The 20693-nt window shown below is 73.8% G+C and carries 15 protein-coding genes; 7 read left to right on the top strand and 8 right to left on the bottom strand.

Features of this window, described 5'->3' with window-relative positions; genetic code table 11:
* The first annotated feature begins 66 nt into the window (after positions 1-66).
* The 3 genes from ACIQKA_RS04150 to ACIQKA_RS04160 are packed head-to-tail and all read left to right on the top strand — an operon-like array spanning position 67 to position 4323.
* The gene (locus tag ACIQKA_RS04150) at positions 67-2622 is read left to right on the top strand and encodes a SpoIIE family protein phosphatase (RefSeq protein ID WP_383429006.1); all 2556 of its coding nucleotides are present in this window, start codon (positions 67-69) and stop codon (positions 2620-2622) included.
* Between the two features lie 49 nt (positions 2623-2671).
* Entirely contained in the window at positions 2672-3040 is a 369-nt protein-coding gene (locus tag ACIQKA_RS04155; RefSeq protein ID WP_383153192.1) for an STAS domain-containing protein, read from the top strand.
* Between the two features lie 44 nt (positions 3041-3084).
* Positions 3085-4323: a PP2C family protein-serine/threonine phosphatase gene (locus ACIQKA_RS04160; protein ID WP_402539895.1), complete on the top strand. Its 1239-nt coding sequence runs from the start codon at positions 3085-3087 to the stop codon at positions 4321-4323.
* Positions 4324-4494: 171 nt separating this feature from the next.
* Here ACIQKA_RS04160 and ACIQKA_RS04165 read toward each other — a convergent pair whose 3' ends face one another.
* Positions 4495-5010: a MarR family transcriptional regulator gene (locus tag ACIQKA_RS04165; protein WP_383153188.1), complete on the bottom strand. Its 516-nt coding sequence runs from the start codon at positions 5008-5010 to the stop codon at positions 4495-4497.
* A gap of 377 nt (positions 5011-5387) precedes the next feature.
* Between ACIQKA_RS04165 and ACIQKA_RS04170 the strand changes: the two genes are divergently transcribed.
* The 3 genes from ACIQKA_RS04170 to ACIQKA_RS04180 all read left to right on the top strand — a co-directional run bounded on the left by ACIQKA_RS04170 (position 5388) and on the right by ACIQKA_RS04180 (position 7873).
* Complete coding sequence (locus ACIQKA_RS04170; protein WP_402539897.1) at positions 5388-6323, top strand: PP2C family protein-serine/threonine phosphatase; 936 nt, start codon at positions 5388-5390, stop codon at positions 6321-6323.
* A 114-nt stretch (positions 6324-6437) separates the two neighbouring features.
* Positions 6438-6881: an ATP-binding protein gene (locus ACIQKA_RS04175; RefSeq protein WP_383429010.1), complete on the top strand. Its 444-nt coding sequence runs from the start codon at positions 6438-6440 to the stop codon at positions 6879-6881.
* Positions 6882-7030: 149 nt separating this feature from the next.
* Positions 7031-7873: an RNA polymerase sigma factor SigF gene (locus ACIQKA_RS04180; RefSeq protein WP_366373019.1), complete on the top strand. Its 843-nt coding sequence runs from the start codon at positions 7031-7033 to the stop codon at positions 7871-7873.
* Positions 7874-7987: 114 nt separating this feature from the next.
* Here ACIQKA_RS04180 and ACIQKA_RS04185 read toward each other — a convergent pair whose 3' ends face one another.
* The 3 genes from ACIQKA_RS04185 to ACIQKA_RS04195 all read right to left on the bottom strand — a co-directional run bounded on the left by ACIQKA_RS04185 (position 7988) and on the right by ACIQKA_RS04195 (position 11769).
* Positions 7988-8755: a dienelactone hydrolase family protein gene (locus tag ACIQKA_RS04185; RefSeq protein ID WP_391093712.1), complete on the bottom strand. Its 768-nt coding sequence runs from the start codon at positions 8753-8755 to the stop codon at positions 7988-7990.
* Positions 8756-9392: 637 nt separating this feature from the next.
* Positions 9393-11009 (bottom strand): ADP-ribosyltransferase domain-containing protein, encoded by a 1617-nt coding sequence (locus tag ACIQKA_RS04190; protein ID WP_402539898.1) that lies wholly within the window; start codon positions 11007-11009, stop codon positions 9393-9395.
* A 91-nt stretch (positions 11010-11100) separates the two neighbouring features.
* Positions 11101-11769: a macro domain-containing protein gene (locus ACIQKA_RS04195; RefSeq protein ID WP_383429015.1), complete on the bottom strand. Its 669-nt coding sequence runs from the start codon at positions 11767-11769 to the stop codon at positions 11101-11103.
* Between the two features lie 212 nt (positions 11770-11981).
* Here ACIQKA_RS04195 and rph point away from each other — a divergent pair, with 212 nt between their 5' ends.
* The gene (gene rph, locus ACIQKA_RS04200) at positions 11982-14588 is read left to right on the top strand and encodes a rifamycin-inactivating phosphotransferase (RefSeq protein WP_402539900.1); all 2607 of its coding nucleotides are present in this window, start codon (positions 11982-11984) and stop codon (positions 14586-14588) included.
* Between the two features lie 13 nt (positions 14589-14601).
* On the opposite strand, the gene ACIQKA_RS04205 is transcribed toward rph, so the two are convergent.
* From ACIQKA_RS04205 to ACIQKA_RS04220, 4 genes are all read right to left on the bottom strand, one after another.
* Entirely contained in the window at positions 14602-15795 is a 1194-nt protein-coding gene (locus tag ACIQKA_RS04205; protein WP_402539902.1) for an MFS transporter, read from the bottom strand.
* A gap of 46 nt (positions 15796-15841) precedes the next feature.
* Positions 15842-17845 carry a sigma-70 family RNA polymerase sigma factor gene (locus tag ACIQKA_RS04210; RefSeq protein ID WP_402539904.1) on the bottom strand — a complete coding sequence of 668 codons (2004 nt, stop codon included), beginning with the start codon at positions 17843-17845 and terminating at the stop codon, positions 15842-15844.
* A gap of 431 nt (positions 17846-18276) precedes the next feature.
* Positions 18277-18549 (bottom strand): GlsB/YeaQ/YmgE family stress response membrane protein, encoded by a 273-nt coding sequence (locus tag ACIQKA_RS04215; protein ID WP_383153170.1) that lies wholly within the window; start codon positions 18547-18549, stop codon positions 18277-18279.
* Between the two features lie 126 nt (positions 18550-18675).
* A complete protein-coding gene (locus ACIQKA_RS04220) occupies positions 18676-20172 on the bottom strand; it encodes an MFS transporter (RefSeq protein WP_383153169.1) in 1497 nt (498 codons plus the stop codon).
* Positions 20173-20693: the final 521 nt, after the last annotated feature.

Genomic DNA, 20693 nt, shown 5'->3' on the forward strand with positions numbered 1-20693 from the left:
CCCGCCCCTCCCTCCCTCCGTCCGCCCGCGGCCCCGGCCGCCGTCCCCCCCCGAGGAGTCCGCGTCATGAGTGCTCCCCACCGCCACGGCGGATACCCCGCCGTCGGTCCCCACGGGGACGGCGCTCCGACACCGGCCGAGCCCGCGCCCGTCCCCTCCCGGGAGGAGGCGGAGGCGCGGCCGTCGGACGACCGCTCGACCGTGGGCCGGCTGGCCGAGACGGTCGAACGGCTGCGCGGGGAGGTGCGCGCCGCGCACGCCGCGGCCGAGGGGCGCGCCCTGATCGAACTCGCCAAGGGCGTCATCGTCGAGCGGCTCGGCTGCGGCCCGGCCCAGGCCGCGAGACAGCTCGCCGAACTGGCCGGCCAGGCCGGTCTCTCCCAGCTGGAACTGGCCGCGGACATCATCAACCAGGCCGCCCACGACCGGGTCGCCGAGGTCGCCGACGACTTCGTCAGGACCGTACGGCGGCCGGACGGAGCCGGGACGGACGCCGGGACCGAGGGGACGGACGCCGGGACCGGCGGAACGGACGCGGGGACCGGCGGAACGGACGTCGGAGCCGACGGGTCGGTCGCCGGGGCCGACGGGTCGGTCGCCGTGCGCCTGCGCACGGCCGAGAGCGCCGCGCTCAACGCCGGGGACAGCCAGGCCGTCGCCGAGTCCCTCCTCGAACACGCCCTCGCGCCCCTGGGCGCCGTCGCCGTCGCCATCTGGATCACCGGCCCCGACGCCTCCCTGACCCTCTGCGGCCACGCGGGCTTCGGCGCCGACGAACCCGCCCGCTGGCGCTACGTGCCGCCCGGCGTGGCCACCGTGGCTCGGGAGGCCCTCACCGCCCGCCGGACCGTGCGGTTCCGCTCGCTCGCCACCGCCGGCATCCCCTCGATCGGCCACACCCGCCACCCCGACGGCGGCCGGGTGGCGGTGCCCGCCGGGACCGGCGGACGGATCCACGGCGTCCTGGAGATCTGCTGGCCCCGGCCGCTGGAGCCCCAGCCGCAGGCGGTGGAGCGCCAGATCGAGGCCCTGGCCGAGCTGTGCGCCCACACCCTGGAGACCCTCCCCCTCCAGCCGGTGCGGACCCGGGCGCTCTCGCCCGCGGCCGCCGGAGCGTCGGAGCTCGTGGAGCTCGCCGACGGCCTCTACGACCCGGCCCTGGTCCTGACCCCGCACCTGGACGGCGAGGGGCGCCTGCGGGACTTCCGCATCCGCCACGCCAACGAGCACTTCCAGGACCCGGCGGGCCGCTCGCGCGGCGCCGTCGACGGGGCCCTGCTCCTGGAGGCGTACCCCACCACGGCCGGCCAGAACGAGCTCTTCGAGCGAATCGAGCGCGTCTACGCCACCGGGGAGCCCTTCCGCGCCCGGCGGACCCGCCTCACCGCCCTCGTGGACCAGGTGCCGCTCGCGTCCGCCGCCGACCTCAGCATCAGCCGGCACGGCGACAGCGTGCTCCTCATCTGGCGCATCGAGGACGAGACCGCCCGGCTCGCCAGCCTGCTCCAGCACGCCCAGCGGCTCGGCCGCATCGGCGGCTTCGAGGAGGACGTCCTGACCGGGGAGATCACCTGGAACGGACAGCTCTTCGACCTCTTCGGACGGGACATGACCGAGGGGCCGGTCTCCCTGCGCGACCTCACCGCCCACGCCCACCCCGACGACGAGGTGGCCATCGGCCGCTTCCTCCAGGCCGTGCTGCACCAGCGGCGGGCGAGCTCGACGGCCTTCCGCATGCTCCGCGGGGACGGGGTGACCCGCCACATCCGGGTGATCGCCGAGCCCTCCCTCGACCTCGACGAGCGGCTCCTCGCCGTGCGGGGCGCCTACCAAGACATCTCCGCGCAGCACTGGACGGAGGTCGCGCTCGCGGCCACCCGCGACCAGCTCGCCGTGACCGAACAGGAGTCGGCGGAGCGCAACCGGCTGGCCCTCCAGCTCCAGCACGCCATCATGCCGCCGACCAAGGCCCCGCTCGACGCCCCGGGCCTCGACGTCGCCGTCCGCTACCGGCCCGCCGAGACCGAGTCCCTGGTCGGCGGCGACTGGTACGACGCCGTCGTCCTGCCGTCCAAGAAGATCCTGCTGTGCGTCGGCGACATCGCCGGCCACGGCATAGAGGCCGCCACCGGCATGGTCGTGCTGCGCAACGCCCTGCGCGGCCTCGCCGTGACCGGCGCGGGCCCCGGACAGCTCCTGTCCTGGCTGAACAACGTGGCCCACCACCTCACCGCCCAGGTCACGGCCACCGCCGTCTGCGGCGTCTTCGACCCCACGACCCGCACCCTGCGCTGGGCCAGGGCGGGACACCTCCCGCCCGTGCTCGTACGGGGTGACCGGGCCACCACGCTGCCGCTCCTCCAGGGGCTGCTGCTCGGGGCCCTCGCCGAGGCCGAGTACGAGGAGGCGGAGATCCAGCTGGAGGCCGACGACACCGTACTGATGTACACCGACGGCCTCGTCGAGCGACGGGACACCTCCGTGCACGACTCCCTGGACCAGCTGCTCGCCACCGCCGGAACGCCGGCCGACGGACTGGAACGGCGTCTCGACCTGCTGCTCACGCACAGCAAGTCCGACACCGACGACGACACGTGCCTGATCGGCGTGCGCGTCACCTGACCGTACGCCCCACCGACCATCACCCCACCCGTGGAAAGCAGGAAGAAGCATGCCCGAGCGCGAAGTGAACCTGGACGTCGAAGTGGAGATCCGCGACGCCGACACGGCGGTCCTGTCCGTGGGCGGCGAGCTCGACGTCGAGACGGCCACCATGCTCCACCACCACCTGGCCAACCAGTTCCTGCACGGCCGCCGCCACCTCGTCCTGGACCTCTCCGCCCTGGACTTCATGGACTCCTCCGGCCTGAACGTCCTGATCAGAGCCGGGCGGGACGCGCGGGAGTCCGGCGGAGACCTCCATCTCGCCGCGCCGACCCCGGCCGTGCGCCGCATCCTGGAAATCACGGGCCTGACCATGACGACGCCCCTGCACGCCGACGTGGCGGACGCGCTCGTCGCGGCCGGGCACGAGGGCTAGAGGGCCGCGCCGCGGACGGGGACGAGAAGGAGAAGCCGGAACACGTGGACGAGATCACCGGTGTCGAGCGGGCACTGCGCCGGGCCGCTCCGCACCTGCTGGTGGGCGTCGTGGAGGACGCCCTGCGCAGGCAGTGCGGAGCGCTGCGGGTGGAGCTCCGCCTCGCCGACTACGCGCTGCGGTCGCTCCAGCTCGTCGAACGCGTTCCCCAGGCGACCCCGCCGATCCTCATCCACGACAGCCCGCAGGGGCGCGCCTTCGGCGCCCAGGAGCCGTACATCACCCGTGACACCGAGGCCGTCTCCGTGCACCTGCCGGTCACCGTCCGGGGAGACCGGATGGGCGTCCTCACCGTCGTCCTGCCGCCGGGCGGCGACCTCGTGCCCCTGCTGCCCGAGCTGCTGCACGTCTGCGACGCGCTCGGCCACGAGATCCTGGTGGCCGAGCGCGACACGGACCTGTACGACCTCGCGCGGCGGGCCACCCGGCTGACGCTGGCGGCCGAGATGCAGTGGCAGCTCCTGCCGGGCCGTTCCTGCGTCCGCCCCGAGTTCGCCCTCGGCGCGCACCTGGAGCCCGCCTACGCGATCTTCGGGGACAACTACGACTGGTCGGCCTCCGCCGACCACCTGACCCTCACGGTCACCAACGGCATGGGGGAGGGCATAGAGGCCGCCCTCCTGTCGAACCTCGCCATCAACGCGCTCCGCAACGCCCGTCGCGCCGGCCTCGGCCTCGCCGACCAGGCGGCCCTGGCGGACCAGGCCGTGTACGCGCAGTACCGCGGCGAGGCCTTCGTCTCGGTGCTCCTGCTGCGCTTCGACCTCGCCACGGGCGGGGTGGAGGCCGTGGACGCCGGATCGCCGCGCCTGTGGCGGCTGCGGGACCGCTCCGTCGAGCCCGTCTCGTTCGAGCCCCAGCTGCCCCTGGGCATGTTCGAGGACACCGTCTACACGCCGCAGCGGCTCGTGGTGCGCCCGGGGGACCGGCTGCTCTTCGGCAGCGACGGGGTGTACGACGCGGCCTCCCCCGACGGGGAGAGCTACGGGGACCGGGCGCTGGCCCGCGCGCTCACCGCCACGAAGCTGCTGCCGTCCTCGCAGGTCCCGGGCGCGGTGCTGCGCGAACTCGCCGCTTACCACGGCGACGCCCCGCTGGAGGACGACGCGCTCGTCGTCTGCCTCGACTGGTACGGACGGCAGGAGGACGGATCCGACCGGGACCCCGGTCTCCTCGGTCCAGGTCTGCCCGCGGGCGGCCCGCCGACGGGCCCCGAGGCCTGACCCGCCCTTCGCGACCCCACCCGTACGCCCGGTGTCAACAGTTGCCGTGCGGCAACTGTATTCTTGGTGCAACACCTGGCTCGTGTCCGGGGTGGACGCGTCATGGGCGGGCAGAGGGTGACAAGTGGGACAGGGGCTACGTGAGCGGGCAGCGCGCGGAGCGCGCGGGGGTCAGGCGGACCGGACGTCTTTGAGCGGCGCGCCCCGGCGCACCGGGGGCGCCGACGGTCTCTCCTTGTCCAGCGCGTCCTGGAAGCCCGCCAGCCCGCGCAGCAGCGCCTTGCGGCTCGTCGGGGTCATGCCGGAGATGACCGCGAGCAGGGCCTCCTCCCGCTGGACCCGCAGATCGCGCAGGTACGCCTTGCCGCGGACGGTCAGGTGCAGTTCGAGCTGCCGGCGGCTGACCGGACTGGGCAGCCGCTGCACGAACCCCAGCGCCTCCAGACGGTCGCACATGCGGCTCACCGAGGGCGGCGCGGAACCGAGCAGTTCCCCCAGCGCGCGGAGGTTGATGCCCTCCTCGCGATCGAGGCTGTAGAGCACGCGGAGCTGGGACGCCGAGACCGGTGTCGACGACACCATGTCCCGGCCGCGCTCCCACAGCACCTCCAGAAGCTCGATGAGCTCCCGGGCGGCCTGTGCCGTCTCCTGCGGCTCCCGCGGGGACGGGGCGGGGTTCGTGTCCATGGCTATCGACACTCCTCAGGCGTCCGGGGCCGAAGGCGTCGGCCTCGCGACGCGCCGGTCATCTCCACATCTCTCCAGAAGGCGGTACGGGTTCGGTGGATCGACACGTGACAGTGGAACGCGCGCTGCGCGGGGCGCCGCCACACCGCCTCCTGGACTCCCTCCGTGTCGATCTGGCCCGGCGGTTCGCCGTGCTCTCCGCCGATCTCCTGCTCCTCGACTACGGGTACACGTCGCTGCGTCCCGTCGAGCCCGTACAGGCTCCGGACGGGATGCCGCACGTGGCCGTGGGGCCGGGGCCCGCAGGTCGCGCACTTTCCACACAGCAACCATATCTTTTCGGTGGTGACGGGCCCACGGCGACCGCTTGCCTTCCCGTGACGGTTCGCGGCGAGCGGTACGGCGTCCTCGTGGTCGTCCTCCCCGCGGACCTGGCCACTCCCGCGGTGACCGAGGAGCTCGCCGACATCGCCGAGACGCTGGGACACGCCCTGCGCGTCGCCGACCGCCACACCGACCTGTACCGCCGGACGCGCAGGGCCCACGCCCTCAGCGTCCCGGCGGAGATGCAGTGGGGCGTGCTCCCCGGGCGGGCGTGCACCGGCCCGGAATTCGACCTGCACGCCCACTGGGAGCCCTCCTACACCTCGGGCGGACACGTCTTCGACTGGTGCGCGACCGAGGACGAGCTCACCCTGGTCGTCGCCAACGGCACCGGGCCCGACACCTCGTCCGCCCTGCTCGGCAGCCTCGCCCTGAACGCCATCCGCAACGCCCGGCGCGCCGGACTCGACCTGGTCGGCCAGGCCAGCCTCACCGACCAGGCGCTCTACGGGCAGCACCGGGGCGAGCGGTCCCTCTCCGCCCTCCTGCTGAGCTTCGCCCGCGCCACCGGCGAGGTGCTGGTCGTCGACGCGGGCTCGCCCACGGTCTGGCGCGGCCGGGGCGCGTCGACCGAGCGGATCGAGCTGGAGCGCCAACTGCCCCTCGGCATGTTCGAGGACACCGTCTACACCACCCAGCGCCTCCGGGTCCTCCCCGGCGACCGGCTCGTCTTCGTCGCCTGCGACCGGGGCGAGGCCCCGCCGGACGGCGGTGACACGGACCTCGACCGTTCGGTGCGCCGCGCGATCGAGGGGGCCCGCCGCACGGCCTGCGCGGACGCCCCCCGCGCCGTCGTCCGGGCGCTGCGCGAGGAAGCCCCCGGCGGACTGCGGGACGACGTTCTCGTACTCTGTCTGGACTGGCACGGTCGCGAGCCCGCCGGGCCGCCCGCGGATCGCGAAGGACCTCCCGGCCCTTCCGCCGTGTGAGTGCGGTCGTGCGCGCGTTCTCGGAGGCGGACGGTGTGGAAATCGCAAAGGAGGGAAGGTGCGCGGGATGAGGTACGAAGCACGGCACCGAGCCGTGTGAGGGGAGGCAGGCCGATGACGGACGCGATCGCCACGGAGCGCGCGACACAGGAGCCCTTGCTGTACGCGAGCGTCGACTACGACGGGGCGGACGCCGACGACGGCATGGTCGCGTCCGCCCGCGACTTCACCGCCGACTTCCTCACCGCCTCACCGGCCGCGGGACGCCGGCCGGTCGCCCGCGAGCGCGTCGACCTCGCGCGCCTGGTGGTCAGCGAGCTGGTGACCAACGCCGTGCGCCACGCGCCCGGCCCCTGCCGCCTGCTGCTCGAACTGTTCGAGGACGCCCTGGAGATCTCGGTGTTCGACGGCCTGGAGTCCTCTCCCGTGCCCCGGGGCCACGACCCCGGCCGCATCGGCCAGCACGGCGTGGAGATCGTCGTCGCCGTCTGCGAGAGCGTCAGCGTCGAGCCGCACCCCTCGGGGAAGCGGGTCAGGGCCCGCCTCGCCCTCGTCTGACACCGCCCGGACGAGGGGTCCGCACACCTCGGAAAGAAATTTTCGAGAAGGTGTGCATGCTCCGTGAGAGCCGGGGTATGCGGGCGGTCCGGGGGAAAGACTGGTTGTCGACGAAAGAGGGGGTCATCGAAGTGCCGACCACAGTGCTGATGGAGACGAAGACCGGCGCCGAGAAGACCGCGGGGGGCCTTCCCGTACTCGAAGCCCCCGGCAAGGTGGCGCCGAAGGACGCGCGCGAGCTGTCGAAGGTGTTCTTCGACCGGATGGCGGTGCTGGAGGAGGGAACGCCCGAGTACCAGTACGCCCGCAACACGCTGATCGAGATGAACATGTCGCTCGTCCGCTACGCGGCCGGCCGCTTCCGGGCCCGCGGCGACGACATGGAGGACATCGTCCAGGTCGGCACCATCGGCCTCATCAAGGCCATCGACCGGTTCGACATCTCCCGCGAGGTGGAGTTCACCACCTTCGCCGTCCCCTGCATCGTCGGGGAGATCAAGAGGTTCTTCCGCGACACCTCCTGGGCCGTCCACGTTCCCCGCCGCCTCCAGGAGGCCCGCGTGGAGCTGGCCAAGGCGACGGAGGAGCTCAGCTCCCGCCTCGGCCGTTCGCCGAGCGTGGCGGAGCTCTCGGCCCTGATGAACCTCTCCGAGGACGAGGTCATCGAGGCGCGGATCGCCTCCAACGGCTACAACTCCACCTCGCTCGACGCCACCGTCGGCGGCGAGGGCGAGGAGGGCGGCGCCATGCTCGCCGACCTCATAGGAGAAGAGGACCCCGCACTCGAGCTCTTCGAGGACTTCCACGCCCTCGCCCCCCTCGTCGCCGAGCTCGGCGAGCGGGACCGGCTGCTGATCCACCTGCGGTTCGTGGAGGAGCTGACGCAGTCGGAGATCGGCAAGAGGCTCGGCATCTCCCAGATGCAGGTCTCCCGGCTGCTCTCCCGCAACCTGGCCCGTCTCCGCAAGGGCATGCTCGCCCCCATGGAGTGACGGCTCCCTCCCTCGCTTCCCCCCCATGGGAACCGAACGGCCTCACCGCCCCCCCTTCCGGTGAGGCCGTTCCCCTGTGCCGCCGCCCGGCCGGCACCGCCGTCCGGGCGGCCGTCAGGGGGCGGGTCGCTCCCGGCCCCGGTTCAGGGTGCGGTCGAGGAGGGGGAGCAGCCGGTCCCAGTGGCGCCGCAGGGAGGGCGCGTCGAAGGCGTCGGTGTCCGCCATGGCGAAGCCGTGGAGGGAACCGGGGTAGACCTCGCAGGTGTGCTCCACGCCCGCCTCCTTCAGGGCCCGGCCGAGCGCGTCGATCGTCCCGGGCGTCATGTCGTTCCCGGCGAGGCCGATGTGGACCTCGGCGGCGAGGGCCGGGGCGAGGAGGTGCGGACTGTCGGGCGCGTCGGTGACGAGGGGGCTGGGGTGGAACCCGGCGACCGCCGCCACCAGGTCGGGACGGGCCGCCGCGGTGCGCAGCGCCAGGACGGCCCCCAGGCAGTAGCCGATCGCGGCGACCGGTCCGTCCCCGACCTCGGGCCGGGCGGTGAGGAACCCGAGGTAGGCCTCGGCGTCCCGCAGGGCGCGCTCGGTGGTGTGCGTCTCGACGACGGGGAGCAGCTGCTCGAAGAGCGCGGGCCGGGTCTCCGCGTCGATGTGCGCGGGGAGTTCGACCACCGGGGCGGGGCCGTGCCGGTAGTGGAGATGGGGCACCAGCACGTAGTACCCGTGTCCGGCCAGCTCGCGGGCCAGTTCCTCCAGGACGGGCCGGCTGCCGAAGGCGTCCGTGTACAGCAGGACCCCGGGGTGCCGTCCGCCGCCGTCGGGGAAGGCGGCGAAGGCGTCGGCCCGGCCGTCCGGGGTGGGTATCAGCAGTGTCGTGAGGGGCAAGATCGTCCTTTCTCCGGCCTCCGACCCTACCCAACGGGCTCCCCGTCCGGCGGAGTTGGACGTTCCGCCGGAGGGCTTCACGGCGCGCCCGGGTTCACCGCGCCCCCGGTACCGGGCGGTGGCCCCTGTATCGGGTGAAGGGCCCGGCGCCCCGGCTCCCGCGCACTGTTGTGCCTTCCACGAGCCCGGACGAGATCGACCCCGGCCACGAGTGGCCCCTGCCTCCGCCCCGGACGTGGGACTGCGACGGGTGCGCCGGCCTCTGCCGAACCATGCGGAGCGTCGGCGGCCGGATCGCCGCACTCCGCCTCACCGGCGAGCGCGGCGTCGACGGGGACCCGTTCGACAGCACCGTCACCACCCGGATCGCCCTCGGCGCCCACCTCGCCGTCCGCCACCGCGGTCTCCTGCCCGACTGGGACACCGCCTGCGAGACCCGCGCCCGCCACCGGGAGCGGATCGCCCGCGAGCGGGACCCCGGCCCGCACCGGGACCTCGTCGTCCGCTGCGGCGGCGAGCACCTCGCCCGCCACGTCTACGCCCCGCCCCGCATCGTCGGACTGCTCCGAGCCGCACGGCTCCGGGATGGGCCGCCCCGAGGCGGCCCGCTCCGAGGCGGCCGGTCGGGAGCGGCCGGTCAGGACACCGGGCCCGGGCCCTCCAGCTCCGTCAGCCGCACCGTGTACAGGCCCCCGCGCTCGGCCTTCACCTCCGTCACCTCCAACCGCGTTCCCGGCGTGAGGATGTACTCCTCCTCGCCGGTGAACGCGGAGAACCGCCGGATCCCCACCGCCCTCGCCGGCGTCACCTCGAACAGGGTCCGCTTCCCCCGGTTCCCCAGGAACCCCCGGGCCACGGCCGGTTCGGACGTGCACGAGGACACGCCCCACCAGGTCACCGTCCGCCCCACCGGGTACTGCGACCGCAGGTCCAGCGCCACGCCCCGCCACAGGGGCTCCTTCCGCGCCGGCAGCTCCGCCACCGCCGAGAACAGCAGCCGCAGGTACGGCAGGTACGGCACCAGCCGCTCCCGGTCCGGGGACCGCAGCACGGCGTTGATCTCGCGGTAGAACGCCGACTCGCACGTGTACAGGTGGAGCGCCGAGATCGCGTCGGCCGACAGCCCGCCGGCGTCCTGCCCCGACGCGGCCCTGGCCTCCCCGAACAGGCTCGACCGCTCGACGTGCCGGTCCAGGTTCCGGAGCACCCGCGCCACCGGCTCGACGGCCTTCCGGAAGCCCATCAGCGGCGTGTCGAACACACCGGTGATCGGCGGCAGGACGAGACCCTCGTCCTTGACGCTCGTGAGCCGCTCCAGATAGAGCTGGTGCAGCTCCATCGTCGACGCGATGAACGCCCCCATCCGCTCCGCGACCCCACCGCCCTCCGGCCCGCCGGACCCCGCCGCCTCCCGGTCCCAGCCCTTCGCCGGAAGCCAGTCGACCGGCTCGGCGCCCACCGCCGCCAGGGCGTCGTTCACCCGGGCGAAGTGGTCGCCCTCGCAGAACACGTCCCCCTGCGCCGCCGGGTTCGCGTGGTCCAGGTGCCGGACCTCGACCCCCGGGTACTTCTTCTCCAGCCGCTGGACGACCCGCTTCAGGCTCCGGGCGTGCGCGCCCCACCAGGCGAACACCACGCCCCGGTCCTCCTCCGGGGCCTCCTGCTTGGCCCGGAGGATCTCCTCCACGATCTGCTCGGCCACGGGCCGCCAGAAGGCGGTGTGCCGGTCGGTCGGCACCGACCCGTCCGCGCTGGCCGTCAGGGACGCGTTGAGCAGCAGTACGCCCTGGGTCAGCATCGCCTGGAACCACTCCGGCGGCGGAACCGTGTCCTCCTTCTTCAGCAGGGCCCGGACGTCGGCGATCGGCGTCTTCTTGACGATGCCGTACTTCCACATCGCGGCGGCCTTGATGATGCAGCGGATGCTGACCACCCGGCCGAACCGGCTGTCCTTCCAGTCGTTGAAGGTGTTGTCGAACATCGCGATGCCGGTCGCGCTCTCCGCCCGCGGATACGGGTTCTGGCCGAAGGCGACCACCTTCCACTGGTGCGGCGGATGCGGCTTGAGGGCCTGGAACGTCAGCTCCCTCACCGGCACCACCTCCGGGCTCCGCCCCGGGCCGATGAAGTCGGCGGCGCCCGGCTGCGCCCCGATCACCGGGGCGAGCAGCGGCAGCCACGGCTCGCCGCCGCCGGTGAACAGCTCGGCCAGCTTCAGCGGATCGTCGGCGGCGGAGACGTCGGCATCGCTCATGGGGGCGGAACTCCCGGGGTTCGGTACGGAAGGGACGGGGGCGGCGGCGTGGGGGACCTGCGGGTCCTGCGAGGTCTGCGGCGTCCTCGGGTCAGCGGCGAAAGGAGGGCCGCCGCGGCACGTCGATCCGGACCCGCCGCGCGGACCCCGCTCCCCGGATGTCGTCGAGCTGCCCCAGTACCGCGGCCCTCAACTCGTCGTAGTCCGCGAACCCGTGGTCCTGGAACAGGGTGTAGCCCGTCCACATCAGATTGGCGCACACCTGCGCGGGCACCCGTCCCGTCTGCGCCCCCAGACCGACCAGCGCCACCGACCGGACGCTGCCGGGCTCCGCCCGGTTCTGCAGGTGCACCGCCTGGAAGGCGGCCGCGCACGCCAGGGCCACGTTCATGGTCTCGCCGACGTCCTGCGAGGACCGGCGCATGGTCGGCGTCGAGATCAGATAGCGGGGCACGGCGGCCCCGGACGGGACGCACACGGCGCTGCCCACCGGCAGGCTCCCCCCGAACCGCTCGCGGATCGCCCGCTGCACCCGCACCTGGATGCCGGCGCCGAGGTACCGCTTGACGACGGCGTCGACACCGCCGTCCATCCGGCCCCCGGCGTTGGTGGGGGACACCCACGCGTCGACGTCGGCGTCCAGGAGGGAGCCCCGCCGGATCTCGACCTCGGGCGTGTCCGCGAACGCGGACCGCCAGGCCGCCACCACCTCGGCGTTCACGTCGACCAGTACGACCCTCAACGCATGCCGGACACCCATGAGTCCGCCCCTCTCGCACAGCTTCTCGAACAACTCCGAAGCTATCGGGCCCCACTGACAACGTCGGTCGGCCCGGAGGGAGAACGGCGAAGGCGAGGAGATCGCTCTCCTCGCCCTGTTCAACGTATAGCGCACCGGGGGGCTTGCGGCAAGGCCCCCGTCGTGGCGCAGAATCGTCGGCCTCGGCCACGACCTGCGAAAAGAGGAGCGCGATGAACGCGCGGTACGTGTGGGACCTCCAGGAGATCGACGAGACGCGGATCGCGCTCGTCGGCGGCAAGGGCGCGCACCTGGGCGCGCTGTCGCGGCTCGACGGCGTCCGCGTACCGGCCGGGTTCTGCGTGACCACGGACGCCTTCCGGCGGGCCGTGGAGGGGACGCCGGCGCTCGACGGGCTGCTCGACCGGCTGTCCCTCCTGGACCCGGAGGACCGGGGCGACCGGGACGCGGTCCGCGCGGTCTGCGCGGAGATCCGGGGCGCCGTCGGGGCGACCGCCGTCCCGGACGACGTCGCGGAGGCGGTCACCGGCGCGCTGGCCCGGTTCGGCGAGCACGAGGCCTACGCCGTCCGCTCCAGCGCCACGGCGGAGGACCTGCCGACGGCCTCCTTCGCCGGCCAGCAGGACAGCCACCTGAACGTCGTGGGCCCGGAGGAGGTCCTCCGGCACGTCGTCCGCTGCTGGGCCTCGCTGTTCACCGAGCGGGCCGTCGTCTACCGCCACCGCAACGGCATCGACCACCGCACGGTCCGCATGGCCGTGGTCGTCCAGCGGATGGCCTTCCCCCGCGCGGCCGGCGTCCTGTTCACGGCCGACCCGGTCACGGGCGACCGGAGGACCGCCACGGTGGACGCCGGACTCGGGCTCGGCGAGGCCCTGGTCTCCGGCCTGGTGGACCCGGACGTCTTCACCGTGCGGGACGACCGGGTCGTCGCCGCGACGACCGCCGCCGAACGGCACGCCCTCCACGCCCCGCCCGGCGGCGGCACGCGGGAGGCGGAGGCCGACGCGGAGGAGCGGGAGCGGCCGGCGCTGACGCACGAGCAGGTCGTGCGGCTCGTGCGGCTCGGACGGCGGATCGAGGAGCGCTTCGGCCGCCCGCAGGACATCGAGTGGTGCCTGGTCGACGACGACTTCGTGATCGTCCAGAGCCGGCCGATCACCACGCTGTTCCCCGTTCCCGAGGCCGGCGACGGGGAGAACCACGTCTACGTCTCGGTCGGACACCAGCAGATGATGACCGACGCCATGAAGCCCCTGGGGTACTCCATGTGGCAGCTCACGGCCATGGTGCCGATGCACGAGGCCGGCGGGAGGCTGTTCGTCGACGTCACCCGGCGCCTGGCCACGCCCGCGAGCCGCGCCGCGCTCCTGGACCTCGTCGGGAGGGGCGACCCGCTGATCAGGGACGCCCTGGAGACCGTCCTCGACCGCGAGGGATTCGTCCCGTCCCTGCCGGACGAAACCCCCGCCGCGCCCGCGCCCGGGAGCGCGCCCGCCCCGGTCGAGACCGACCCGGCGATCGTCACCGGGCTGATCGGGCGCAGCCGGGCGTCCGTCGCCGCCCTGGAGCGCGACATCCGGACGAAGAGCGGGCCGGAGCTGTTCGCCTTCCTCCTCGAAGCCTTCGAGGAGCACAAGCGGGTCCTCGGCGATCCGCTGAGCTTCCGGGTGCTCACGGCGGGCATGGAGGCCACCTGGTGGCTCAACGACAAGCTCTTCGAGTGGCTGGGCGAGAAGAACGCGGCCGACGCGCTGACGCTGTCCGCCCCCGGCAACGTCACCTCGGAGATGGGCCTCGCCCTGCTCGACGTCGCCGACGCGATCCGCCCCCACCCGGAGGTCGTGGCCCTCCTGGAGGGCGCCGAGGACGACGGCTTCCTCGACGCGCTGCCGAAGCTCCCCGGCGGGACCGGCGCGCGCGACGCCCTGGAGGCCTACCTCGACCGGTACGGCATGCGCTGCGTCGGCGAGATCGACATCACCAGGCCGCGCTGGCGCGAGCGCCCCACCGCCCTCCTGCCCGCGCTCCTCGACAACGTCCGGAACTTCGGCCCCGGCGCCGCCGAACGGCGCTTCGAGCAGGGCCGGCGGACGGCCCTGGAGAAGGAGCGGGACGTCCTGACCCGGCTGCGGGCCCTGCCCGACGGGGAGCGGAAGGCCGACGAGACCAAGCGGATGATCGACCGGGTCCGGACCTTCGCCGGATACCGCGAGTATCCGAAGTACGGCATCGTCAGCCGCTACGCCGTCTACAAGCGGGCCCTGATGGAGGAGGCCGGGCGCCTCGCACGGGCCGGTGTCGTCGCCGAGCCGGAGGACGTCTTCCACCTCACGTTCCAGGAGTTCCACGAGGCCGTGCGCACGGGGCGGGTCGAGGAGGGGCTCGTCCGGCGGCGCGAGGAGGCGTTCCGGGCGTACCGCGCGCTCACCCCGCCCCGGGTGCTGACCTCGGACGGCGAGGCCCTCGACGGGTCCTACCGGCGGGACGACGTCCCGGACGGCGCCCTCGCCGGGCTGCCGGTCTCCGCCGGCACCGTCGAGGGCAGGGCCCGTGTCGTCCTCGACATGGAGGAGGCCGACCTCGAAGCGGGCGACATCCTGGTCACGGCCTTCACCGACCCGAGCTGGTCGCCCGTGTTCGTCGGCATCGCGGGCCTGGTCACGGAGGTCGGCGGCCTGATGACCCACGGGGCCGTGATCGCCCGGGAGTACGGCCTGCCGGCCGTCGTGGGCGTGGCCGGGGCCACCCGGCTGATCGAGGACGGGCGGCGGATCCGCGTGCACGGGACCGACGGGTACGTGGAGATCCTGCCGTGAGGCCTTCGCCGGCCTACCGGGTCCCCGGTCCCACCGGCCGCCGGAGCAGGTAGGCGGCGGCGCAGGCGACGAGCAGCAGCATGCAGCCGGTGAACACCAGGCCGGCCCGCTCCAGACCGAGCGGCCCGCTCAGGAGGCCGACGCCGATCACGGGGAGCGAGATCCCCGTGTACGCGACCAGGAACAGGGTCGAGATCACCGCCGCGCGCCGGTCCTCCGGCGCGGCCCCGGCGACGGCGGACAGGGCCGCGCGGAAGGTCAGGCCCTGTCCGGCGCCGCCGACGACGGCGGCCAGTATGACGAGCGCGAACAGCTCGGTGGCGAGCGCGCCCGCCAGGAGGGCGAGCCCCGCGAAGAGCACGGCGCAGCCCAGGGGCAGGGACCGGGGCACCCCGACGCGGCCGACGGCGAACTGCCCGGCGGTGGAGGAGAAGAAGGCCAGGGCCACGACCAGACCGGTCACGGCGTGGTTGTCCACGTGCAGGAAGCGCGCCAGGAAGGCGGGGCTGACCGAGGTGAACACCCCGAACAGGGCGAAGCCGACGAAGGAGGCGAGCGCCGCCGGCACGAACACCGGGCGGACCGGCGCGGGCAGGGCGGGCCACCGGGGCCGTACGGCGGACAGCGGCCGGACCTCCCGCACGGTCTCCGGCAGCCGCAGGACGACGGCGGCCGAAAGGACCGCCAGGGCGAGGTGCACGGCGAACGGGAGCAGCAGGGGCTCGGGGGCGTACTCCGCGAGCAGTCCCGCGAGCAGGGGGCCGCAGCCGAGGCCGCCCATGTTGGCGGCCGTCGCCACGAGCGTCGCCCGGGACGCGCCGCCCGGCGGCGCCAGGTCCATGACGTAGGCGGTGGCCGCGCCCGTGAACAGGCCCGCCGACAGACCCGAGAGCAGCCGGCCCGCGTACAGCCACCCCAGGCTGTCGGCGCACAGGAAGCAGACGGCGCTCGCCACCGCGAACCCGAGGCCCCACAGCAGCGTCGGGCGCCTGCCGACCGTGTCCGAGGCGTTGCCCGCCAGGAGCAGCACTCCGATGACCCCGAAGGCGTACACGGCGTACACCACGGTCACGGTCAGCTCGGAGAACCCGAACTCCTCCTGGTAGAGCGGGTAGAGCGGGGTCGGCAGCGTGGTGCCGGCCATTCCCACGACGAACACGGCCCCGCCGAGCAGGCACCGGAGCCACCCTTGACGATCACCCACCATGCCACCGACCGTAACCCCGCTGCCGGACCCGGTGCGGGACCCGGGGTCAGCGCGCGCCGAAGACCTGGGTCCAGTAGGGGCCGCCGTCACCCGTGTGCAGGCCGACGCCCAGCTCCTTGAACGAGCAGTTCAGTATGTTCGCGCGGTGGCCGGGGCTGTTCATCCAGGACTCCATCACCTGCTCCGCCGTCCGCTGGCCCATCGCGATGTTCTCGCCGTAGGTGGACCAGCCGTACCCGGTGGCCGTGACGCGCTCGCCGGGCCCGGCGCCGTCCGGGTTGGTGTGGTCGAAGAAGTCCCGCGCGGCCATGTCGTCGGAGTGGCCCTGGGCGGCCTTCGCCAGGAGCGGGTTCCCGGTGACGGCGCCGCAGCCCTCCTTGGCCCGCTCGGCGTTGACCAGGGCGATCACCTGCTCCTCGACGGAGCTGTGGCCGGAGTCCTGCTTCGTGGCCGTGGGACGGCTCGGGGTCGTCGGCTCCTTCGTGACGGGCGCCCGCGTGGGCCTGCGGGTCGGCTTGTCCGCGGCCGGCCGCGAGGTCTGCGGGGCGGCGGCCGTCGTGGTGGCCGGGGCCGACGCCGACGCGGTGGCCCCGGGCTTGGCGGAGACGGTCCTGCTGGGGCGGGGCGTGCCCGACGGGGTGGCCGTGGGCGTGACCGAGGCGGTGGCCGCCGTCGGTCCTCCGGCCGGGGCCGACGCGGGGACCGTGAGGTCCACGGTCGAGGCGCGCGGCGCGTCCAGGGCCGTCAGGTCGTCCTCGTCGGGACCGTTGACCAGGGTGAAGGCCCCTCCGGTGACGGCGGCCACCGCCATGCTCGCGGCGATGGCCACGCGCCGGCGTCCGCGCTGCTGCTGCTCCCGCCTGCGGCGGCGCGTGGCGCGGGCGCCGCGGGCACCGACGGCGGGGGAGGAGGGCGGTCCGGGCGTTCCCGCCGACTCGTGTCCGGCCGGTTCCGACGGCTCGTACGCGTACTCCGCCGACTCGTGGGAGTGCCCGGCCGGTTCGTGGGCGTGTCCGCCGGGCGGGGTCGTCCCGTGGCCGGTCGGCTCCGGCTGCCGGTGACCGCCCTGGTGTCCGGCCGCTTCCGGCTGCCCGTACGGGGCCTGCTCGTAGGAGGTCTGCTCGTAGGGGGTCTGCTCGTAGGAGGTCCGGCCGTACGGGGTCTGCCCGTACGAACCCTGTCCGTACGGCATCTGTCCGTACGGGGCCGGCTCGTACGCGGGGGTGCCGAGCGGGGCGGTCGCGGTGGCGAGGTCGAGGCCGGCCCGCTCGCGGAAGGCCGCGAGCAGCAGTCCGGCCGGAGGGACGAGGAGCAGTCCGGCGAGCAGGCCCTCGGCCGGGTAGAGGCCGTGGGAGAGGCCGGCGCAGTGGGCGCACGCGCGGGCGTGCCTGGCTATTCGCTTGCGCCAGAGCCCGGAGGGGCGCCCGTCCCATCCGCCGAGCTCGTACCGCAGGTCGGGGCAGAGCGGGTTCTCGGTGAGGGCCCGCACGACGACCCGGGCGGCGTCCAGCTGCGCCTTCATGCGCTGGACGCGCACCGCCGTGTGCTCGGGGGAGAGCTGGAGGGCCGAGGCCACCTCGTGGCGGGTCAGGTCGCCCGTGCACTCCAGCCACCACAGGGACAGCAGGGCCCTGTCGTCCGGCTCCAGCCAGCGGGTCGCCTCGGCGGTCTCGCGCCGCTGGCCCGACAGGTTCAGCCGGACCACGGTCAGGCCGACGAAGTCGGCGCCCGGCTGGGGCAGGTCGCGGGCGTCGTCGAGGCCGCCCGTGACGAAGGAGTTCTGCTGCCGGTGCCAGTGGCCCCGGACGACGTTCATCGCGATGGCCACCAGCCAGGACCTGAAGCTGTCCGGGGCGCGCAGGTCGCCGAGCCCGGCGAGCGCCCGCAGCATCGTCTCCTGCACGACGTCGTCCACGTCGTGGTGGCCGTTCATCGCCCGGCCCACGATGTTGTAGACCAGCGGCAGGTGGTGGGTGAGGAGGCGGTCCTGCGCCTGCGGATCCCCGCTCTGCGCGGCCCTGACCAGCTCCGTGAGCTGCCGTGTACTCATGCTCGAATCACCCTGCCTGTTCCGGTCGTCCTCGGGGGCCAACACATGGGAGACCGCCGGGGGCCGGGCCGATAACAGAAATCCCCCGGCTTTCCGGAAAAGATCCGGGAGGCGGGGGTCGGCCGAGCGCGTCCGGCGGGTTTTCGGGGCGTCAGTGGAACGCCGCGGCCCGCGGGCGCGCCGGTGGGGGTGACGGGCGGCACACGGACCTCCTCGGCGTGCGGGACGGAGCGCCCGGACGCGGTCGGCCCGGGCGGAAAGCGCGCCCCACGGTAGCGGACGGGCCGGGGGAGCGGACCTCCGGCCGCCGGACGCGCGTCGGCCCCGCCCTCGGGGGAGCCGGGGACGGGGCCGTGTGCGGGGCCCGGGGAGGGCCGTGCGCGCGTCGTGCGCGGAGCGTGCGGAGGGCCGGGTGACCTGGCCTCACGCCGTCACGCGCGGCGTCGCGAGCCGTTGGTGAAGAGGCGGTAGAGGAGGAGCAGGATCACCGAGCCGATGATGGCCGCGATCCAGGTCGACAGCTCGAAGAAGCCGTCGATGGAGTCGACCCCGAAGATCACCTTGCCGAGCCAGCCGCCGAGGAGGCCGCCCGCGATGCCGAGCAGCGTGGTGATGATGAACCCGCCCGGGTCGCGCCCGGGGGTCAGGGCCTTCGCGATGAGGCCCGCCAGCAGTCCGATGACGATCCAAGCGATGATTCCCATGGTGCCGTCTCCTTCGCGTGTGCCGTGCGGCCCGTTCCGTACTTATCGAACGCTTACATCGAACGTTTGCGCCGATTTCGGGGATCCAAACGTCCCCCGGGGACATCGGGTGCCGGGCACCGGACCTCAGGCGTCCGTGGAGGAGGCCGGCCGCGCCGTCGACAGGGGTTCCGCGATGTCCTCCAGGGAGCGGCGCTCGGCGTTGACCGCCAGGAAGGCGGCGACGAGGCCGGCGGCGCACATCAGCCCGGCCCCGATCTGGAAGGCGAGGACCGTGTCGCCGACGACGCCGGACGCGGTCAGGTCGGCGAAGAGCAGCGGGCCGCTGATGCCGCCGGCCGCCGTGCCGAGGGCGTAGAAGAAGGCGATGGCCATCGCGCGGGTCTCCATGGGGAAGATCTCGGAGACCGTCAGGTACGCGCTGGACGCGCCCGCCGACGCGAAGAACAGCACCACGCACCAGCAGGCCGTCATCGTCGTGGCCGTCAGCGAGCCGCGGTCGAAGAGCCAGGCCGTGCCGAACAGGAGGATGCCGGAGAGCAGGTACGTCGACGAGATCATGATCCGGCGGCCGACCGTGTCGAAGAGCTTGCCGAGCAGCAGCGGCCCCATGAAGTTGCCCGCGGCGATCACGGCGAAGTAGTAGCCGGTGCTGCCCGTGGGCACGTCGAAGAAGGTGATCAGGATGGTGCCGAAGCCGAACGTGATGGCGTTGTAGAGGAACGCCTGCCCGATGAAGAGCGAGAGCCCGAGGACCGCCCGGCGCGGGTAGGAGCGGAAGACCGTCTTGGCGATCAGGCCGAAGCCGATGCTCTTGCGCTGGTGGATGGTGATCTCGCGGTCCGGCGGGGGCAGCCGGACGCCCTTCTCCTTCTCGATCTCCTTCTCCACGGCGCCGACGAGTTCCTCCGCCTCGTCGCCCCGGCCGTGGATGAACTGCCACCGGGGACTCTCCGGGACGTGCCGGCGCACCAGGAGGATGACCAGGCCGAGGACGACGCCGAGGGCGAAGCTGAGCCGCCAGCCGAGGTCCTTCGGGAAGATGTCGGTGTCCAGCATCACGATGGACAGCAGGGAGCCGCCGATCGCGCCCAGCCAGTAGCTTCCGTTGATGATGAGGTCGACCCGGCCGCGGTAGTGCGACGGGATCAGCTCGTCGATGGCGGAGTTGATGGCCGCGTACTCGCCGCCGATGCCGAAGCCGGTGAGGAACCGGAAGAGGAAGAACCACCAGGACTCGAACGACAGCGCCGTCATCGCGGTCGCCGCCAGGTAGACGACCAGCGTCACCATGAAGAGGCGTTTGCGGCCGTAGCGGTCGGTCAGCCAGCCGAAGAACAGCGCGCCCGAGCAGGCGCCCGCCACGTACAGGGCCGCGGCGACGCCGGTGATCTGCGCGGCGGTGATGTCGAGGCCGCTGCCGTCCTCGGCGATGCGGCCGGCGACGTTGCCGACGATCGTGACCTCCAGGCCGTCCAGGATCCAGACGGTGCCGAGGCCGATCACGATCATCCAGTGCCACCGCGACCACGGCAGCCGGTCGAGGCGGGCGGGGACGGCCGTGGTGACCGTCGACGACCCTTCCGGGCCTGGTGAGGAGGCCCGGGACACTTCAGAAGCCATGGATGGTTCCCTCTCCGTCGCGTGACCCCCCGCAAGACCCCTTCCCCCGGGTGCCCGGAACCCGGTGGCCCATGCGGGTGAACGGAGCGCCGCGGTCGGGTGACGACGGAGAGTCGCGGGGCGCCGGGAGCCGGGCGGGGCGACGGACGGGAAGGCCGGAAGCGCCGTGGGCGGGAAGGCCGTGAGGGGTCACGGGCCGGAAGGCCGGGAGACCGGGAAGGACCAGCGGCGGGAAGGCCGTGAGGGGCCACGGGCCGGGAGGCCGGGAGGCCGGGAAGGCCCGCGGGCCGCCGCAGCCGGCGCACGGCCGTCCGAGGAGGACGAGCCGCCCGGGGGGCTCGCCCACGTGACGGCCCAGGACCAGCCGGAGCAGCACGTGGGCGACCCGGTGCCGGTCCGCGTCCGCCGGGAAGCGGAAGCGGGCGGCCCGGGCGCGCTCCTCGTCGTCCAGGACGGACGCGAGCGCGCGGGCCGGGCCCGCGGCCTCCGACACGCGGGCCGTCACCACTCCCGGATGGCCG

Source organism: Streptomyces sp. NPDC092045 (genome assembly GCF_044756005.1).
In the GTDB taxonomy this organism is placed as follows: Bacteria; Actinomycetota; Actinomycetes; order Streptomycetales; family Streptomycetaceae; genus Streptomyces.

Excerpts from the sequence above, each read along its gene's own strand:
- ACIQKA_RS04150 (WP_383429006.1), top strand. The coding sequence starts at position 67 with ATGAGTGCTCCCCACCGCCACGGCGGATACCCCGCCGTCGGTCCCCAC.
- ACIQKA_RS04155 (WP_383153192.1), top strand. The coding sequence starts at position 2,672 with ATGCCCGAGCGCGAAGTGAACCTGGACGTCGAAGTGGAGATCCGCGAC.
- ACIQKA_RS04165 (WP_383153188.1), bottom strand. The coding sequence starts at position 5,010 with ATGGACACGAACCCCGCCCCGTCCCCGCGGGAGCCGCAGGAGACGGCA.
- ACIQKA_RS04175 (WP_383429010.1), top strand. The coding sequence starts at position 6,438 with ATGACGGACGCGATCGCCACGGAGCGCGCGACACAGGAGCCCTTGCTG.
- ACIQKA_RS04180 (WP_366373019.1), top strand. The coding sequence starts at position 7,031 with ATGGAGACGAAGACCGGCGCCGAGAAGACCGCGGGGGGCCTTCCCGTA.
- ACIQKA_RS04190 (WP_402539898.1), bottom strand. The coding sequence starts at position 11,009 with ATGAGCGATGCCGACGTCTCCGCCGCCGACGATCCGCTGAAGCTGGCC.
- ACIQKA_RS04195 (WP_383429015.1), bottom strand. The coding sequence starts at position 11,769 with ATGGGTGTCCGGCATGCGTTGAGGGTCGTACTGGTCGACGTGAACGCC.
- rph (WP_402539900.1), top strand. The coding sequence starts at position 11,982 with ATGAACGCGCGGTACGTGTGGGACCTCCAGGAGATCGACGAGACGCGG.
- ACIQKA_RS04205 (WP_402539902.1), bottom strand. The coding sequence starts at position 15,795 with ATGGTGGGTGATCGTCAAGGGTGGCTCCGGTGCCTGCTCGGCGGGGCC.
- ACIQKA_RS04210 (WP_402539904.1), bottom strand. The coding sequence starts at position 17,845 with ATGAGTACACGGCAGCTCACGGAGCTGGTCAGGGCCGCGCAGAGCGGG.
- ACIQKA_RS04215 (WP_383153170.1), bottom strand. The coding sequence starts at position 18,549 with ATGGGAATCATCGCTTGGATCGTCATCGGACTGCTGGCGGGCCTCATC.
- ACIQKA_RS04220 (WP_383153169.1), bottom strand. The coding sequence starts at position 20,172 with ATGGCTTCTGAAGTGTCCCGGGCCTCCTCACCAGGCCCGGAAGGGTCG.